3 protein-coding genes are annotated in these 1,370 nt (G+C 33.9%); 2 read left to right on the forward strand and 1 reads right to left on the reverse strand.

The genetic code is table 11. The annotated features are described in order from the left end of the window. Window positions 1–51: 51 nt before the first annotated feature. Window positions 52–354 carry a P44/Msp2 family outer membrane protein gene (locus OZD66_RS05605; protein ID WP_338061739.1) on the reverse strand — a complete coding sequence of 101 codons (303 nt, stop codon included), beginning with the start codon at window positions 352–354 and terminating at the stop codon, window positions 52–54. A gap of 266 nt (window positions 355–620) precedes the next feature. Between OZD66_RS05605 and OZD66_RS05610 the strand changes: the two genes are divergently transcribed. Continuing rightward, on the forward strand, window positions 621–839 hold the full coding sequence (locus OZD66_RS05610; RefSeq protein ID WP_006280012.1) for a BolA/IbaG family iron-sulfur metabolism protein: 219 nt from the start codon (window positions 621–623) through the stop codon (window positions 837–839). Window positions 840–854: 15 nt separating this feature from the next. Continuing rightward, a complete protein-coding gene (grxD, locus tag OZD66_RS05615) occupies window positions 855–1,178 on the forward strand; it encodes a Grx4 family monothiol glutaredoxin (RefSeq protein WP_006280013.1) in 324 nt (107 codons plus the stop codon). Window positions 1,179–1,370: the final 192 nt, after the last annotated feature.

Here is a 1,370-nt window from a genome sequence, read left to right on the forward strand (position 1 = left end):
TTTTCATTAAAAGACAAACGCAGAAGGGCTAGAGTATCCACTTTAACCTCTCTAAATTTGCTCACAATCTCTTAACTTGACGCGTATGGTAGACGCATCATTGTGACGACGAAGTTCAATATATCTTGCTTTTTTCTTATCTGAATAATCTTCATCATATAAGTTAGTCTGAGAATATAAGCCTTCAAACTCAACTCTCATATTTTTGAATAAATACCCTATTGCAGCACTACCGGCAAACCCTGGAACATATTTAGGACTGTATCCAGCTTCAATTCGCTCCTTCTTATTAAAACTAAAAACCCCCTCTGTTATATTGTCACCTGCATCTTCTTTTCCTTCTAGAGAACCTATTGCATTGAAGAATGCTCCAAATAGTTAGCTTTGATGTAAACATTCTCTAAGTTATTTATTTTATCATCGTAAGATAAGCACCTAAATGAAAAAGTTAGCAAAACCAATAGATATGTGAATTTAAATCTTTCGCCCACCACAAAGCCTCCCTGCATAACTTATCATTCCATTATCATAGTATACTTCTATTTTTTATGATAGCAACTTTTTATTGCGCTCAATCGTTTTAGATTTATAATGAAAGTATTGTAATTTAAAGCAAATCAATGACTATTGCAATTCACGAATTAGAGAGGATCATCAAACAATCGTTCCCCGACGCTGATATAAAAATTCATGATCTTGCTGGAGATGATGACCATTATCATTTAAAAATAAACTCCAAGTGTTTTCTTGGAAAGACAAAAATAGAACAGCATAAAATGGTATATAAAGCTCTGGAAGGTCAGTCTATACACGCCTTGCAACTGGAAACTAATACTTAAAAATAAGGTGAATTTATGAGCAATTTTGAACAAATAAAAAAAGATATAACAGAAAATGATGTGGTATTGTATATGAAAGGCACTTCTGATTTTCCTCAATGCGGATTCTCTGGACTCGTCGTGTCAATCCTAAAAAAATTGAACGTGAAGTTTAAGTATATTAACGTGTTGGAGAATGATGAAATACGTGAATCTATAAAAAAGTTTTCTGATTGGCCAACAATTCCACAATTATATATAAAGGAAGAGTTTATTGGTGGTTGCGACATCACTCGCGAGATGTACGAAAAAGGCGAACTGCAAAGTTTATTGAAGGAAAAAAAAATTATTGCGGAATAAGTACCAAGAAACCAGTGCCCAGACGCTGGATAACGTAGTATAGCTATGAAAAAGGATCTTATGTCTTAAACCGTATCCGTTCAGGGGAGCGGCAAAATAAGGTAGACAAAGCAAGATAATAAAGATAATCATAGAGCAAAAGTGAGGTAATGTGGTAAACCTTTGAGAACTCTGCAAAAATTTACAGCAAAA

Origin of the sequence: Wolbachia endosymbiont of Drosophila baimaii (assembly GCF_028982185.1) — a bacterium.
Taxonomy (GTDB): Bacteria; Pseudomonadota; Alphaproteobacteria; order Rickettsiales; family Anaplasmataceae; genus Wolbachia; species Wolbachia pipientis.

What these genes read in the sequence shown, in the direction of transcription:
- OZD66_RS05610 (WP_006280012.1), top strand. Translation starts at nt 621, where the DNA reads ATGACTATTGCAATTCACGAATTAGAGAGGATCATCAAACAATCGTTC.
- grxD (WP_006280013.1), top strand. Translation starts at nt 855, where the DNA reads ATGAGCAATTTTGAACAAATAAAAAAAGATATAACAGAAAATGATGTG.